The 17,544-nt window shown below is 37.1% G+C and carries 13 protein-coding genes and 2 CRISPR repeat arrays; of the genes, 2 read left to right on the forward strand and 11 right to left on the reverse strand.

Annotated features, from left to right (window positions below):
• Positions 1-46: 46 nt before the first annotated feature.
• The 8 genes from yunB to TY13_RS11840 form a co-directional block, all read right to left on the reverse strand.
• Positions 47-793, reverse strand: a complete 747-nt coding sequence (yunB, locus tag TY13_RS11805) for a sporulation protein YunB (RefSeq protein ID WP_042476124.1) — start codon at positions 791-793, stop codon at positions 47-49.
• 63 nt (positions 794-856) lie between these two features.
• Positions 857-1,957: an HD-GYP domain-containing protein gene (locus tag TY13_RS11810; RefSeq protein ID WP_042476125.1), complete on the reverse strand. Its 1,101-nt coding sequence runs from the start codon at positions 1,955-1,957 to the stop codon at positions 857-859.
• A gap of 259 nt (positions 1,958-2,216) precedes the next feature.
• Positions 2,217-3,578, reverse strand: a complete 1,362-nt coding sequence (locus TY13_RS11815) for a bifunctional metallophosphatase/5'-nucleotidase (RefSeq protein WP_042476127.1) — start codon at positions 3,576-3,578, stop codon at positions 2,217-2,219.
• An 18-nt stretch (positions 3,579-3,596) separates the two neighbouring features.
• Positions 3,597-4,418, reverse strand: coding sequence for a sulfite exporter TauE/SafE family protein (locus TY13_RS11820; protein WP_042476130.1), 822 nt, complete (start codon positions 4,416-4,418; stop codon positions 3,597-3,599).
• Positions 4,418-5,275, reverse strand: coding sequence for a DUF72 domain-containing protein (locus TY13_RS11825; RefSeq protein WP_042476133.1), 858 nt, complete (start codon positions 5,273-5,275; stop codon positions 4,418-4,420). Before TY13_RS11825 ends, TY13_RS11820 begins: the two co-directional genes overlap by 1 nt.
• 244 nt (positions 5,276-5,519) lie before the next feature.
• Positions 5,520-6,623, reverse strand: a complete 1,104-nt coding sequence (locus TY13_RS11830) for an amidohydrolase (RefSeq protein WP_042476136.1) — start codon at positions 6,621-6,623, stop codon at positions 5,520-5,522.
• 1 nt (position 6,624) lies between these two features.
• Complete coding sequence (locus TY13_RS11835) at positions 6,625-8,028, reverse strand: YfcC family protein (RefSeq protein ID WP_042476137.1); 1,404 nt, start codon at positions 8,026-8,028, stop codon at positions 6,625-6,627.
• Between the two features lie 254 nt (positions 8,029-8,282).
• Positions 8,283-9,509 (reverse strand): HTH domain-containing protein, encoded by a 1,227-nt coding sequence (locus TY13_RS11840; protein ID WP_042476139.1) that lies wholly within the window; start codon positions 9,507-9,509, stop codon positions 8,283-8,285.
• A 36-nt stretch (positions 9,510-9,545) separates the two neighbouring features.
• Between TY13_RS11840 and TY13_RS11845 the strand changes: the two genes are divergently transcribed.
• Both TY13_RS11845 and TY13_RS11850 read left to right on the forward strand, forming a co-directional pair.
• The gene (locus TY13_RS11845; RefSeq protein ID WP_042476140.1) at positions 9,546-10,655 is read left to right on the forward strand and encodes a mandelate racemase/muconate lactonizing enzyme family protein; all 1,110 of its coding nucleotides are present in this window, start codon (positions 9,546-9,548) and stop codon (positions 10,653-10,655) included.
• A gap of 230 nt (positions 10,656-10,885) precedes the next feature.
• Entirely contained in the window at positions 10,886-11,629 is a 744-nt protein-coding gene (locus TY13_RS11850) for a hypothetical protein (RefSeq protein ID WP_042476142.1), read from the forward strand.
• A 43-nt stretch (positions 11,630-11,672) separates the two neighbouring features.
• Here the strand turns inward: TY13_RS11850 and TY13_RS11855 are convergent, their stop codons facing one another.
• From TY13_RS11855 to TY13_RS11865, 3 genes are all read right to left on the reverse strand, one after another.
• Positions 11,673-12,836, reverse strand: coding sequence for a M20/M25/M40 family metallo-hydrolase (locus TY13_RS11855; RefSeq protein ID WP_042476144.1), 1,164 nt, complete (start codon positions 12,834-12,836; stop codon positions 11,673-11,675).
• Positions 12,837-13,093: 257 nt separating this feature from the next.
• Positions 13,094-14,557: a chlorohydrolase family protein gene (locus tag TY13_RS11860; RefSeq protein ID WP_042476146.1), complete on the reverse strand. Its 1,464-nt coding sequence runs from the start codon at positions 14,555-14,557 to the stop codon at positions 13,094-13,096.
• Positions 14,558-14,757: 200 nt separating this feature from the next.
• Positions 14,758-15,462: a CRISPR direct-repeat array (repeat unit 33 nt).
• 338 nt (positions 15,463-15,800) lie between these two features.
• Positions 15,801-16,301: a CRISPR direct-repeat array (repeat unit 33 nt; unit sequence ATTTCAATCCACTCTCTCCATACAGAGAGAGAC).
• Positions 16,302-16,500: 199 nt separating this feature from the next.
• Entirely contained in the window at positions 16,501-17,409 is a 909-nt protein-coding gene (locus TY13_RS11865; RefSeq protein ID WP_042476148.1) for a LysR family transcriptional regulator, read from the reverse strand.
• Between the last annotated feature and the right edge of the window lie 135 nt (positions 17,410-17,544).

Consider the following 17,544-nt stretch of genomic DNA (forward strand, 5'->3'; position numbering starts at 1 on the left):
ATATTCCATGCGCCACAACAACTTTATTTACAGTTTTCATCATATATTAGTCATAAGGCACTGGTACTTCTAGTGATGGCTGTACCCCATCTCCACCATTCGTATAAATATGTGGAACGGAGCCTTGCACTAGACCAATTGCTACTGGAATATCCTGTTCTACTGTTGACGATTTACTTGCAAACGGGACAATAATTTGTACATTCACTTCCAAGTGAATACTTACCTCCACGTAAGCATTGTTAATGCCAAACTCTCGTATCGTTGATCGGACATCGCTAGAAACGCTACCAACAATATGAAAGCGAATCGGTATTTTCGGTCCTAAATTCCCAAGTAAAGGTAGGTTAGCAGCCTGCCCAAGTGGTACAAAAAAAACGATACCATCACCGGCTTCCATTTTCCCTACATTGTATTCGACATTTTCCAAGTTCGGTAAATGAGTTAAATCCCCATTTTCCGCTTGTTCTAAATATTCCTTCACCAAAGCCTGTGTTTCTGAACGAACTCGGTTAATAATCTCTGTGTTAAACTTTGTTGTAATCATATCGCCTGAGCCTGATGGCAAATTTTCAATTATATCATTAACATCTAACACGCCAGAGGTACGTGCATTAATCGCTTTATTCACAACAAAAGAGGCTACCTTCTTCGTTTGTACCTCCGCATATTGTAAATATGTTGGCATTAAGCGAGAATTCATCCAATATAAAAATAAAATAATAACAATGATTAGTGTCAAAATCACAAAAAAGGCTATATTTCCTCGTTTTTTAGATTGCCTAAAACGCATTTTTCTTCTTTGTAAAAACAGAAAAATCCCCCTTGCTCTATTCGTATGAGCAAGAAGGGGCAACTATTCAGAAGGAATAAATTCTGTCTCGATTTTTTCAATTCTAATATTTTGTACGCTTGCCAAATTAATTTCATATGTAGCTAAAAGCATTTCATCGTTTTCTTCAAAAACCCTTAAGTATGGTAGTGCTGGCTGTAGTTCATTTTGTCGTGAAACAATGCCACGACGCTTGTCGGATAAAGTGAGTACTGTTCCATTCGGGTAGTGAACAATACATTTTTTCAACGCATCGACAACTTTCGCATCATACAATTTTCCTGCATCTTTTTCAAGAATGGCAATACCTTCTGAAGGCAACGCCTTTTGTCGATAAACACGATTTGATGTGACTGCATCAAAGACATCTGCAACACCGATAATTTTAGCAAATGGATGAATTTCAAATTCAACTAAACCTCTAGGATAACCGCTACCGTCTAAGCGTTCATGATGTTGGAACGCACAGTGTGCTACCAAGAGTGAGATGGAATGTAGATTACGTAGCAAATCGAAGCCATAGCGAGCATGTAATTTCATTTCATTATATTCTTCCTCTGTAAGAGTGCCTGGTTTTTTTAAAATATCAGCTGGTACTAATAATTTACCAATATCGTGCAATATTGCACCGATTCCGATTAAACGCAGTTCCTCATAGGAATATCCTAATTCCTTTGCAATGGCAATTGAATATAATGTAACTTGGAAAGAGTGTTGATATAAATATTCGTCATATAAATATGCATCTGATAAAATAGTTAAAAACTCATGGCTACTTAAAATCGTGTCAAGTAACCCCTCTACAATACCGCTAATTGCTTTTGACTGTTGTTCTATCATATAGGATGCTTGTGCACCTTTAAGCGTTCTAACAGTTTCAAATGTTTTAGTAATTTCTTTAACTATTCTATGGCGAACAATTGGGTCGACTGTTTCTTCGATTTGAATTCCGTCTGATATTAAATCATCTATATAAATATATCGAATGTTTAGTTGTCGCAATCTTTCGATGATTCGGTGATTGATGACTACGCCTTGGTGCAAAAGTGGATGACCTGCTTCATTCCATATCGTCTTCCCTATGACCATGCCTTCTTTTACAACATTTAATGATATTAGTCGCATATTTATAATTTAACCCCAATTCTTCTATATACATTATTTTTTATTATATAAGCAATAAACAAAATAAGATAGATGTGCAAAAAAAAAATCACGCATATTGATTCAACTAATTACGCTTCGGCTAACCTCCAATTGGATTCATACAGGAAAGCCTCTACAATCCGCCAGAAACTGAACTTTTCCTAGCAGAGAGCTTGAATCCAAACTAAACAATACTCGCAAATTAGAAAGAAATCAACATACATGACAATTTAATTCATTATTTAAATTTATTTTGTCCATAAAGTTTTAATATATCTCGTAAAAATAAAGGGAGATCATAATGCTTTTTGGCATATTTAAAGCTAGGGAAAAAATAACCGAATGTAAATAGATCAAGTGTCACTAGTTTATAAGTACGTTGTAAGTCTGCAATTTCTCCATTAATTATAAGCTCGCGTTGAGCATTTAAATTAAAATGATACGTGAGCAGCTTGCCAAATACGATACCCCTGAAGCCCAACCCTTTAAATTGTAATTGTGGCCACTCTTCATTCATTGATTGCATATATATTTCCTTAAGCTCAGTACCAGTAAGTTCAATCGTACATAAATTGATTGGGTGTGGTAATATGCGATGAAGATCATATGCTGATACGTAGCCTCTTTGTAAATCCTCTAAAAAAATACCCGCATTAAACAAGGCGCAATCCGCATCTGTATAATTTATAATTGCCTCCGCAAATAAATGCGAAAGCTGCGAATAATGAAACCACTCTTTATGATATGTTTTCGGTACTGTAAAAGAAGGTTTATCTAGTTTTTGCTGGGCTTCGTTAACTAAGCTTTGCAAAAATGCTGGCTCTTCTTTTGGGCTAGGAAGCAATGCGCATTCAATCACTTTTTCTTGCTTCGCAATCTTTTTCGTTTGATGGTCAAATTCAATTGTTAAATGCCCTAAATATTGACCAAATTTTCCACAGCCAGTTAGTAGTACATCACCAATAAGTTTTCCTGTTTCAAATAAATGATGTGTATGCGATCCGAAAATCACATCGATTTCAGGGCATTCCTCAGCTAATAACTCGTCCTCCGTCTTACCTAAATGCGACAAGCATACGATAATATCGACCTGTTCCTTCAACTGCTCTACAACTTGTATAATCGCAATTCTCGGCTCTGTTACTTGCCAATTTAATACACGATAAAATGCTTCAAATTGTGCTGTTGCACCAACAACCCCAATTTTAGTACCGTATTTTGTCGTTAAAATAGTATACGGCCTAAGCCATGTAGGCTGTTTACCTTCCAATGTGTGCAAATTAGCGACAATAACTTCAAATTGCGCGTCATTATATAATGCCTTTAAGTCTTCATGAGCGAATGTAATTCCTTCATTATTACCTATCGTAACAACATCATATTTCGCTTCGTTTAGTAGCTGAACATTCCCTTTCCCTTTCATGGCCTCCGTATAAATATTTGAGCGATCTATATGATCACCGATATCTATTAAAAAGCTGGGCTCACCTTGTTCAGCTAATAGTGTACGTTGTGCATGAATATAATTTTGCGTACGCAACCAAAATTCAAAATGACTATGTAAATCGTTTGTATGGAAAAAATGAATTTTTTCTTGCACAATGCACACCAACTTTCTTTAAAATAATCCCTCAATAATTGAGCGAATACCTAACAGCAATAAAATAATTCGCAATGCTAACACAAGCGTTTCTGATTTTAATTTTTTATTTAATTGTGCTCCGAATTTTGCCCCTAAATAGGCCCCTGGAATGACTGGTAATGTATACAGCCATGGTACATTGCCTAAATAAATATGTGAGGCAGAATTGACGATGGATGTTAAAAACACCAAAAACATCGATGTAGCAATCGCCACGTGTGGCGGGAATAAAAATAAAATTAGCATTGCTGGTACAATCATCGAGCCGCCACCGATGCCAAAAAGACCGGACATACAACCAACAAAAAATGTTAATAAAAAAGCAAACCAAACGGGATAGCCATACACATATTCTTTTCCTTCGTTATCTATATATGTATGCTTCGTTCCATGCTCTACGAACCATCGAACAGGCTTTAATTTATCACGCACTAATAAAATAATTGATAAAATAATTAATAAAATACCAAAATACAAATTAAATGATGGCAAATCTAAGCCTTTATTAATCCATGCCCCTAGCAATGAGCCAGGCACACTACCAATGAAGAAAATGAAACCAGTTTTATAATCTACTGTTTTCGATTTCATCTGTGTTAATGTTGAGGCAAGCCCTGTAAAAATCATCATAACAACAGATAAACCAACAACCGTTTGTGGTGTAATATCTGGAATAAGACCTAAGTTTATACCTATAAATAGTGTAGCAGGTACTAATATAACGCCGCCACCTAATCCTACAAGTGCCCCTATAATACCTGAAGCGATTGCAATAATAAATAGCAATACAAATTCCATTAGAACTCTCCTTCAAAAATATTTAATTGTTTTGGTGATAAATTTTCAAAATGCAAGCCTAAAATTTCCTTTAAGCGCTGTGCATTTGGAGCTGCATGATAATCAGAGTTATTATTAAATAACACATAAACGTCCTGTGCCTGTTGCCGCAATTGTTTTACATAAGATGATAATGATTGTAGCTCTTCTTCATTATAATCGTATAGAAAACGAACTTTGCGCCAATTATGTGCATTACCACTGTTGCGCCAACCATGCACATTGCGACCATGAATACGAAATAGCACCTTATTTGCTGTAGCAACCGGTACTAGTGGCACAGAGCCTACCCCCGCTTGCGGTTCATCGCAAACCGTGTGAATAAAACTTTGCTCCTGTAAAAACTGCAATGTTTTCTCTCGCATTTGCGGAGCATACCAAGTTTGATTACGGAACTCAATAGCTAGTGGCAAATCTGGTAATTGCTCTTTAACATAACGAATATAGTTCACATTTTTAGCAGTACAATCAAACCATGGCGGAAATTGCACAAGCACCATAGCAAGCTTACCAAAGCGCTGAAATGTATTAGCACATTGTAAAAATGCTTGAAACATATCATTGCGCGTCTCATATGGTAAATCATCGCGCAAATGCCCTGTAATTCCTTGATAAGCCTTTACTATAAATTGAAAATTAGCAGGTGTATCATGACACCACTTCTCGATATTTTGATTATTCGGAATTGAATAAAAGGACGTATCTACTTCAACAATAGGAAAATGCCCACTATAATCAAATAATTTATCGCGAGCAGTCGTTACTGTTGAATATAGAGTAGGGTGATCTCCCCAGCCAGTTAGCCCAATCGAAATCACTTCCTCTCCCCCTTCACTTGCTGTATGTATTCTTTATAATAACATAAAGTGAAGATTTACTTCACCCTCGCCGATTATGACAAAGGCATACAAGCTATTTACCTAAGGAAACACCCCTGTGACCGAATCGTGTTGGCCTCAAGCGGGCTTTTACAGCCATTTAAGCTACATCTTCAATTTTAGCTTTTCATCTGTGCAAAAAAGCTATTACGTGAGTTCAAAACTTACATAATAGCCCTTTATATTACTTATTAACTTGCTGAGCTGTACGTAAACACACATCGGTTAAAATATCGATGCCATTTAAAATTGATTCGTGATTAAATTGCATGTATGGATCATGTAGCCCCGGTGTTACATCTGCTCCTAAGCCGAGCATCGTTGCCTTTAAGCCCGGTCGTTCAATCGTGTAAAAATGAAAATCATCCGCACCTGGCGTAATAATAATTGGCAGGGCAGGTCGTCCTAACACATGCTCAATTGATTGTGCCATAAATGCGGCTGCTTCCTCATTAACTGCTGCCGCTGGAACATAATCAAAAAACTCTATATGAATAGGTACATCATGCATAACACTTAATTGCTCACAAATTGTCTTTACTTTATGCTGCAATTCATCCATTATTGCATTTGTTTGTGCGCGTAAATCTAAGCCAAACGTCGCCTTCCCAGGAATAATATTAAAGTTGTCAGTACCAGCATGTAAATTCGTCATTTTCACTGTCGCAGCAATATGTGGATCTGTATATGTCAGCCCTAAATGATGAATGATAGAAGCGGCTATCTCAATTGCGTTAACCCCTTTATGTGGTCTCGCTCCATGGTGATCTAGCCCATCAATTATGCCTTTGACAAATATGCATGATCCATGCTGAATACCTGCAGCACAGTTTGGAAAAGCAATTTCATCTAACGGGCGCAAATGCACGCCGTAAAAATAATCTAAATCATCTATAACGCCTTCTTTGATTACACTTAAAGAACCGTTTCCAAGCTCTTCCGCTGGCTGAAAAATAGCTCGCACTGTCCCCTTGAAATCACCTATTTCCTTTAGTCGATGCATAACACCAGTTACGATTGTCATATGTGCATCATGTCCACATGAATGGTTTGCTTTCATTTCCCCATTCACTTCTTGCCATAAAGCATCCATATCCGCTCGCAAGCCTATTTTCGGTGAGCCAGAGCCAATTTCTACAGAAAAGCCTGGGATGTCTTTGAATCTTTTCGGCTGAAAACCCGCCTCCTCAAACAACGTAACGAGGTAATTTGTCGTTTCAACCTCTTTCCAGCTTACCTCACCATGTGTATGCAAATGCTCAAAAACTTTTAACATTTTTTCTTTCATTTTAAGAAACTCCTAACATAACAGCAGCAATTAATGCAATTGCCGCAATAATTAACCAAAATGCGATTAACTTCCAGATAAATTTCACCCAGCGCTCATATGGAATACCTGCAATTGCTAAATAGCCCATCAATGCTGCAGATGTTGGAATAATAGAGTTTGTAATCGCATCCCCGTATTGGAATGCTAAAACCGCAACTTGACGCTCCATACCAAGCAAATCTGCAATCGGCACCATAATTGGCATTGTCGTCGCAGCTTGTCCACTACCTGAAGGGATAAAGAAGTTAATAATAACTTGTACAGCGAACATACCAACAGCGTTTAATGTTTGTGGTAAATGCGAAATAAGTTGAACTAAACTATAAACAATTGTATCAATAATAACACCTGACTCAAGCACGACTAAAATAGCACGGGCAAAACCTACTATTAATGCCCCAAAAGCTACTATTTTCATACCATCTACTAAGGAATCAAATATTTTATTAATCTTTAAACCACCTAAAATACCTGCCACAAAGCCTACAATTATAAAGTTAGCTGCTAGTTCATCTAAAAACCATCCTTGCTTAAACACGCCGTACATATTCACGAAAATTCCTACAACAAGTGTTAGCAACACAAGAATATGACGAATTGTAAATTTATCAAATGTATCAATATCAGACACTTTTACTAACTTTATCTTCTGTTCAATATCATACATAATGCTTTTTGTTGGATCTGCTTGGATTTTCTTTGCGTAGCGCATAACATAGGTAATCGCTACAAGTAAAACAAATACGTAAACAACGGAACGGAATCCAATGCCAGAAAATAATTTTACCTCAGCAATCTCCTGAGCTACCCCCACTGTAAACGGATTTAACATTCCTCCAATAAAGCCGCTGGCAGCACCTGTTGATACCATCGCAGTTCCTACGAGTGCATCATAGCCTAATGCCCTTGCAATCGCTATACCAATCGGCACAAAAATGATTGTTTCCTCACTCATCCCTGTAGAGAAACCTAATATAGAAAAGACAGTCATCGAAATTGGGATAAGCAATATTCCTGAGCCTTGCATCTTTTGTACAAGTGCGTTGACTCCTGATTCAATTGCACCTGTTGCACGAATAATTCCAAATGCTCCCCCTACTAGAAATATGTAGAAAATAATACGTGCCCCTGCTTGCATACCAAGTGGAATTGCTGTAAACATTTCAAAAATAGATACTGGGTTTTGTTCTACTTGAGCGTAGCTATTTTCTACAACAACCGTTCGTCCCGCTTCTTCTATTCTTTCATATTGTCCAGCTGGTAAGAAATAAGTTGCTAACGTTGCAAGAATAACAATGGAAAAAATAATTGCATATGTATGCGGAATGGTAAACCTCTTTTTCTTCTCTGTTGTTTGCTCCATGTTGACACTCCTATAATTATTTAGTTTGTCCTTGACTTCATCGCTTTTGCTTTGTACGATACAATTAACGACTACTTAGCGACATGTTTATTGTAAAAAAGATTTGTGACAGATGCAAGAAATTTTCTGAAAATAAAGAACGTGTCTGAAAAAAATTTTTCAGACACGTTCTCCGAATGGGAAATGGTGGTATTTTATTGTGACTACTGTATTACTTATGTTAGCAATAACAGCTTTTTAGCAAGAAGCTTTTGTTATTGTATTAAAGTAGGCAGCTTTAAGCGATAAAGTGCAGAAGGGCGACCTTTTTGATAGATAGATTGCTCCCCGATAATACTTGCATAGTTAGCATCGTGCAGCTTTTTCAGCATTCGCTCGGCCGTCCTTCTCGTTACTTGTAAAAATTTTGCTAACTGTGCGGCTGTAAAGGGCTCATTATTTTGTAATGCAGCATACGCAAAAATACGTGACATATTTTGCGGGCTTAAATGGACCTCTTGTGATAGCTCTACTAATTGTGGGTGCTTTACTGAAAGTGTCGACTGCTTTTCTATAGTAGGATAAGGTCCATGTAATGTTTGTCTAGCATCCATAAAATAAAACTGCTTGGATTGTGTAAAGGAGCTTGCTACAAGCGCATTATTATAAGCAGCTTCTGTTGAATGCCCACTGCCAAAAGCAATTCGTACCCTTGAATCTAATGTGCTATGCCACTTTTTGAACATAGGGTGAGATATAACGGATTTAATTTTTCCAACAGTCGAATAAACAACAATGCCATGCTCTTTTTTATTTAATGTCGCTTCCATTAACTGAGCAAAGTTAGCTAGCTCCTCAGGTAAACAATGCTGCTCTTGAATGAGTCCTACAGCTACTTGAGCTGCTTCAGCCTTGGCTAATACCGCCTGCTCCTTAGCTTTAGCTAACGTATGTAGTATGTCGTTATCTGTATCAACAATGTGGGTAGCTGGGTATCCTTCCTCACGTAATTGATCGTATACAGCATGGATACTCGTAATCGCAAAATCTACTTGACCGCTTTCTAGTGCCCTACGATGAAATGCTAGTACTGGCTGTGATGGCTGAGCACTTTGCAAACATAATGTATGCGTAGTAGGCGGATAGTGTAAATCATTACATAAGCTTTGCCATTCTTCCTCATGGCGATAATCAAGGGAAATACGCGTTAAAGTATAGCCTAGTTGAACAACCTTTAATAAGGTAATCGCTAAAGCTTGTACATCTTGACGTAAACAAACAACAGGTATTTGTAATTGTTCTACTTGTTGCTTTGAAAATTCATATGGCAATGAGCCTGAAAACATTAATACATCGCAGTGTCCAATCAGTTTCATTAGCTGTGGTGCATCAGCAGGTTCTTTATATTCATAGCATTTGAGATGATAAGAAGAATCCAAATCAGCAAGTGCTCGTGCCTTCTGGCAAAAGCTTACTGAACCTATTAAAGCAATTGTAATCATTAAATGAAAACCTCCAAATATGAAAGGATGTACTATATGAAAATTGAAAAAATTGAACTATTTGCTATTGAACTTCCATTAAAGGAACCATTTATTATTAGCTATGCTACTTATTATACGATGCCTTCCTTAATCGTCAAAGTCACTTTAGATAACGGTGTTGTTGGCTATGGGGAAGGTATTGCAGATGAGCATGTAACAGGGGAAAGCATGTACGGGGCATTTGAAATTATTGAGAAAATTTTAGCGCCGCGCTTAATCGGTATGAATCCACTTAATATGGAGGCTATTCATGATGTGATGGACCGCTCGATTTTGGCAGCACCAACTGCTAAAGCAGCATTAGACATCGCCTGCTACGATGCCGCTGCAAAAACATTAAATGTCCCTGTTTATGATTTACTTGGTGGTCGTTTCCATGAGGAGTTTCCTATTACACATGTTTTAAGTATTCAAGACCCTGCTGTGATGGCACAGGAAGCACTTGATAAAGTTGAAGAAGGCTATCGCTCATTCAAGCTAAAAGTAGGCGCAAAAATGTTAGACGATGTGAAGCGTATTCGAGCTGTTCGTGAAGCAGTCGGTCCAGAAATCGCCATCCGTGTAGATGTAAATCAAGGCTGGAAAAATAGTGCGACAGCATTACAAGCTTTAGCATTGCTTGAAGATTGCCATCTTGACTGGATCGAACAGCCAATTGTTGCACATGATATCGATGGTATGGTGGAAATTAAGCAAAAAACTTCAATGCCTGTGATGATTGACGAAGGACTTGTCGGCATGACAGAAATGCGTACAATTATTCAAAAGCAAGCTGCACACAAAGTGAATATTAAACTAATGAAATGTGGCGGAATTTATAAAGCGAATAAACTTGCAATTATGGCTGAAATGGCGAATATCGAATGTCAAGTAGGCTCAATGGTTGAATCGTCAGTCGGCTCAGCAGCAGGCTACCATGTGGCTTTCTCCAAAAAATCGATGACAAGCGTTGAGCTAACTGGCCCATTAAAATACAGCGAAGACGTAGGCAATCTTCAATTCGAAATTCCTTTTATTCGCTTAAATGGTAAACCAGGTCTTGGTATCGATGTTGACGAAGCAACACTTGCAAAATTAACAGTTAAACAAACTGTTATCAGCTAATTCCTAATTTAAATAAAAGACGTAATTAAAAGGGGTATGGACCTATTTAATTACGTCTTTTTACGTATTACAAAATACCTGAAATTCCTTCTGACCGTCCTTCTCCTTAGCTAACCAAGTAATTTTTTATTATACTAGTTATAATTAATCTTTAGTTCAAAAACACAATTGATTTATAAGTAAAGATCAGTAATACAGATACATTTTTCTATCTAGGAGGAGATTTTACAATGAAAAAGTTTTTTAGTTTGTTTCTTTGTGTTAGTTTACTTGCCGCTTGTAGCAATACGGACGAAACAAAAATTGAACCACCTAGCAATAACGGGGGAGAAACAAATAATACTGCTAACCAAGCGAAAGCCCAACACGCTGATTTCCAATCGGCTATACCAGCAGATTGGCAAGTTCAATTGCCTACAGACTTTCCTATTAAAAAAGATACATTTTTAACAGCAAAAACAACTGTTACTGAAGATAAAATAACATATGATTTTTATCAATTTGATGACGAAGTTGAGTTGGATGCCGCTAATGTAACGGATGGCTACTATATCGGGCAATTAACGGTTACTCGCTATGAAGATGAATTAAAGGCAGATGATGAATTATTAGTACAGCTTACTTTACATGATGATTATATTGCTGATATAGGTCCTGAATTAATTTATCCGTTTACAGAAGGCGATGAAAGCATTGTTAATTGGAGCAGCAATGGGTGGAATATTTTTGCTTATTCAAGAGAAAAATCTGAACAAGAATTAGTTGATTGGATTAAAGAAAAAGATTTAGTCAACGAAATATCAAATGGCATTGAAAATGGCTATTACCCTAGACCACAAATCGTGGGGCAAATGCACTTTTATGCAGACGACGAAACAAGAAATTTTGCTACTTGGGCAAAAAAGGAAATCGTCTTTACATTAAAGGATTTTAACGAAAATACTTTAGATTGGCTTCATGTATTTAATAAATAGTTTAAAGGAGCGGCTCAAAAGAAGAGCCGCTCTTATTTTCATGTTATTCAGTTTGAGTAGCACTTATTTTTACAAATCGCTCAATATGCAGAATCGCTTCAATTAAAATGGCTGTTCTATCAAATAACGACTGGATATTTGCTTTTTCCTTTACAGTATGTAAATTCTCTCCCCACGGTCCAATCCCACAAATTGTTGGTATCCCCTCATTCGCATAAAGTGAAGAGTCTGCTCCACCGCCTACGTGTAAATAGTCCGTAAATGCCACATTATTCGCTTCAGCAATCTCTTTCATATAGTCGAATAGTGCGATATTGCTAGCAAGCATCTCCATTGGTGGATAGCCTTTTCGTAAATTTAAGGAAACCGTAGTAGCTGTAATTTTCGCTTGTATTGCTTCGCTCAATTCATGCCACCATTCGTTGAAATGCTCATTATTTTTATAGCGAATATCAAAAATAACTTTTGCATAATCTGGTACGATATTCGTGGCTCCTCCCCCTGTTACAAGTCCAGCGCTCACTTTTACAGTGGGATATCGCTCAGTAATCGCATACACTTCAGCAATGCTTAATGCGAGCTGCTTAATAGCATTACCTGTGTCAGAGGTTATATAGCCAGCATGACCTGACTGCCCACTTACTTGCATTTCTAATTCTGCGACACCATCACGCCCAACAATTAATGCTTGGTCACTTCTTCCTGATTCACAGCAAAAACAAACAATTGCATCATTTTTCGTTGCCTTCATGATTGTCGAAATATCGGAATATTTATGGCCTACTTCCTCATCTCCAAACAGCACGACACGAATTGTATAGCCTTTATACTGTATTTCATGAAGGTGTTTCAAGGCAAGTATAATTTGCACAATGCCGCCCTTCATATCATAAACACCAGGTCCTGAAACAAATGCTCCGTCTTTTGTAAACTTCCAATCATTCGTTTGGCTTTCGGTAAACACCGTATCCATATGACCAATTAATAAAATTGTTCCTTGTAAATCGCCTTTTCTCTCTAGTATTAATGTTTGTGTTTCATTTTGTATAATTTGATGACTTGTAATATATGGCTGTGTCGCCTTTAAAACTATATTTACCACTTGCTCAATACCCGCAAAATTATCAGAGCCACTGGCAGTGTTCACCAGCTCCTCCCATAATGAGATACTTTGCTGCTGCTCTTCCTGTAACTTAGCAATTAACAATAGAAGCCCTCCCCTTCTTTTAATATCGATATGATATCATTTAAACAAACCACCATATTTTCTGTCAATTCCAAAAAGTTTGATTCCTTGGCTGTTTAATAATTTTATCTTTCTCTGCATCATACTAAAAATCTCCTTCAACACATTAGAAAATTCAGCTTTACTTATTCATTTTAAACTTTGTTAAAAATTAGCCAAACATCAAAAAGCTGCTCGAAAAGCGGCGTGCTAGCCTGCTTTTCGGGCAACTCTACTGGTTATTTATATTCTTGAAGTGCTGGCGTGAATAGCTTCTCTTCGCCTAATTGCTGATAATCTCTTACAACATAGCTTTGCTTCAATTTATTATAATATTTTTGACCTTTTTCTTTTAATTCTTCAAGGTTAATACCTGGAATTTGGCGATCCTTCATCACAACTCGCCCATTAATAATTGACATTTTAATATCTGAGCCTGATGCTGTTAAGCACATTGTGCGAAACGGATCATCAATATTGCCGATATGGAATTGCGAAAGATCCACAACAATCATATCTGCCTTAGCGCCCGGCTTAATTCTTCCTAAATCCTCACGTCCTAGGAAGTTCGCTCCACCAATCGTTGCTGCTCTAAATAAATCAGCATATGTTGAGCCCTCTACTTTTTTAGATAAAAGGCGTGATAAAATTGTTGCTGTACGAATGTTTTGGAAGAAATCCGGTGGGAAAGTATCTGTTCCCATTGCCATATTAATTCCTTTTTCTCGGTAGCGTGCAAATGAATTAATCGCCTCGCCGTGTCTTCCTATAACTAACGGACAGTGAATAACTGTAGCTCCAGTTTCCTTAATAAGCTCTAAATCGCTCCCGTACTTCTCCAAGTCTCCCATTGACTCAGCAGTGCAGCATACGTGAGGGATAGCCGTTGTTTTATCTAAAAAGCCAATGTCGTATAAATAGCGAATCGGTGTTTTATTATAGAGACGCTTGATTTCATTGTATTCAAAAGCTCCTTGTGCTGCATGTAGTCGAATAAGACAGTTAAGTTCCTCACTATATTTTTTCGTTTGAATAAGGCTTTCTTCTGTCTGCGTCTCAATGCGCTCCGGTGCAAGCATTCCTTTGACAAGTCCATCATAGGCGTTATCGTATTTTTTCACGAAATCAACAGCTCGTTGTAAGCCGGCTTCACCTTGTTCAATTTTGAATGTAACTCTCGTATCGCCTTCTGGTGTAACCTCTCTTATGCCATATTGATAACTAGGGCCTAAATAGACACGCAAGCCTAGCTTCCCTGCATTATGTACGGCAGCCTCTAATTCTTCATACGTTTCTGCCCATTTTTTATAAAATACCGATGTAATCGGCATCGCAGTAGTAACACCATTTAAAATTAATTGAGAATATGCATATAACGATTTGAATGCCTCTTCTTCTTCTGTGAAAAACTCCTGCGGTCCAGCTTCAACATACTCCTGTGACCAAAGTAGATTTTTTGATTTTGTTGCAGGCTGTTCAACATGAATAGCATCATGGTCAATATCACCCAAAGCATCTAAATCAATAAAGCCCGGGCTAATAATAGATTCACCAACATCCATCACTTCATCTACTTGCCCATCATAGCCTTTACCAACGTAAATAATCGTATCGTTTTCATAAACGACTTCCCCATCTTCCAATAAACGATGATTGTCATTATCACAGTAAATAACGTATTTTCCTTTAAGTTTTACTTTCATCCAATTCCAACCTCCATTTTTTGCAAAGTAATTTTCCAGCTACCATAAATTATATATAGAATATTCTAATAATTTTTACACTTTCTTAGCCATTTTTTATAGTTTTATTACCAATTAATTTGTTTAGTTTTAGTGAAAATGTGGCTTAGCACTTGATTGCATCTATAATTTTTGATGGGAAGACCATCCAGAAGGTGGTGATTTCAATCCATTCTCTCTATGAAGAGAGAAACTTATTGTCTAATTTGATATTCCCAAGCGCTTGGATTTCAATCCATTCTCTCTATGAAGAGAGAAACGATTGCATTCGAGTCTATGAGTGGCAACACTATGATTTCAATCCATTCTCTCTATGAAGAGAGAAACCGGGATGATACAAGTTTTAAAACCGAAATATCCGATTTCAATCCATTCTCTCTATGAAGAGAGAAACGATAGTATCACCGAGCCACAAGCCGCTGCATTGCTAATTTCAATCCATTCTCTCTATGAAGAGAGAAACGGAGATAGTAGGACATTGTTAAATACATCTGCAATTTCAATCCATTCTCTCTATGAAGAGAGAAACGTAATGCGATACAGATTATAAAAGTATTTATTTTCATTTCAATCCATTCTCTCTATGAAGAGAGAAACTCTTTTTGCTTTTTTAACCATCTTTTCAAGCGGCATTTCAATCCATTCTCTCTATGAAGAGAGAAACAACTTCTAACATCTCAAGATTTAGAGAGGGTCATGATTTCAATCCATTCTCTCTATGAAGAGAGAAACATGGGCTATAAATTAGCAGGGTATGACGTAATCGATTTCAATCCATTCTCTCTATGAAGAGAGAAACTTGAAGCAAGGTTTCCTACCTGGAACGTTAGAAATTTCAATCCATTCTCTCTATGAAGAGAGAAACTGTGAAAAATCATATAAAAATAATATTTATCACTCTTTTTCACTAAAAAATAAATCTTCAGGGTTATATTTACCTAAAACCCTCCCCATTTTAATGGAAAATCACTTTCATTTCTGGTGCGAATCCCCCTAGTAAATCATGTTTGCTTCACATTCGCACTTGCCGTTAATTGTTCATATTTAGGTGATTGTTTTTTTAGTTAATCCCCCGCCCTTTTTTTACTTCACTAAAATTTAATTCATGGCTACTTTCGAATCCATACAAAAACAGCGTATTTTAATCTCCCTCTCTATACAGAGAGCAACGCAAAATCGCCCAATGCTTATAAGCCTCTGCACCATTTCAATCCACTCTCTCCATACAGAGAGAGACCTGATACAATGCAAGCATTTGGTATGGGGGCAGATATTTCAATCCACTCTCTCCATACAGAGAGAGACGGGATTTAGCAAAAGAAAAAGGTTGTAAATGTGATTTCAATCCACTCTCTCCATACAGAGAGAGACATTACATTTAGGTTCTTCTTTATAACCTGAACAGTAATTTCAATCCACTCTCTCCATACAGAGAGAGACGTTTTGAAAGAGTGTTGTCGGTATCTGGTTTAATTTCAATCCACTCTCTCCATACAGAGAGAGACTGTTTGGAGTATATCTTTCTTTATTTCTGGATTATTTCAATCCACTCTCTCCATACAGAGAGAGACGCAACTTTGTGCATCGATGCGATCCTTCCTTGAAATTTCAATCCACTCTCTCCATACAGAGAGAGACATTAAAGGTGATATTACCAACGAGGATTTAGAGGATTTCAATCCACTCTCTCCATACAGAGAGAGACCGCAATATATAGATTATCATCTATTATAATATCTATATATAGATATTAACAAATATCCCAATTCAAATAGAAGTAAAAACTTCCATAATAACGATAAAACATATTCTGTTTTTTACGCGAACCTCCTAGCAAATTTATGGACACTTGAGGTTCGCGCAGTTTGATACTCTTAATTATTATCTGGTATATGTCATCTTTCTTAAACATTTAAATTATGATATTCATGCAATAGATGTTTAATAAATTCCTTTTGCGCAAGGGAAAAGTGCTTATGCTCCGAGATTGCCCAGCCGAGTGTAATGTGCTTCGGCTCATGGTCGACTAATGGCACAATAGCAATATCACCATTTTGTACGAACGGATCATTTAGCATGCTGTATTCAATAAAAATACCAATCGCCATATCCTCCGCTATGGTCCGCTTTAATAGCTCGATATTATTTGATTTGAAAATCAATTGAACAGGACCATATTTATTTTTAAAATCCTCTAAATACCAATTAGAAAACTTTCCATCGATATTAACAAAACTATAAGATAGTAGTTCTTGTGGTGTCACACTTTTTTTAGAGGCTAAAGGTGTCCCCTTCCCAGTGCATACAACCATTCTCGAATCCATAATCTTATGTATAAGCAGCTCTTTCATTAACTCTTCGTTCTGCTCATACAAATAAATTAGCCCTAAATCAGCACGATCTTCATTTAAATCCTCTAGCACCTCCTCAGTGCTTTTACTCATAATCGTAAGATCCACATTCGGATGGGCCTGTTTAAAGGCAATAACGGATTTCGTCAAAACAGCCATAAAATTCGGTCCAATCGAAAAGCGCACCTCCCCATCAAGCATTTGCTTTTCAATTTGTGCCTCTTCCTTAATTTCTTCTATTGTCGATAAAATGCGATAAGCCTTTTCAATGACAATAGCGCCTCTTGGTGTTACCTCTGTTCCAGTTCGTGAGCGCTTAAAAAGCTTAAACCCTAGTTCATCCTCCAGTCGCGCTACTGATTTACTAATAGCAGCTTGACTAACGTGTAATTGTTCAGCCGCAGCTGAAATTGAGCCTGTTTTGGTAATAGCGTTAATATATTCAAATTGTTCAATGTTCATGCAAATCCCTCCATCCATAACCTACAGTTATATTAACATAAATCATAGTATCTTTACTAATTTACTATGAAATAATAAACTACCTAATATAGTTTCACATTCGCTTTACAATAAAGAAGAATTCGCTGACTGTTA

It is taken from the genome of Bacillus ndiopicus (genome assembly GCF_000612805.1).
GTDB classification, from domain to species: Bacteria; Bacillota; Bacilli; order Bacillales_A; family Planococcaceae; genus Metasolibacillus; species Metasolibacillus ndiopicus.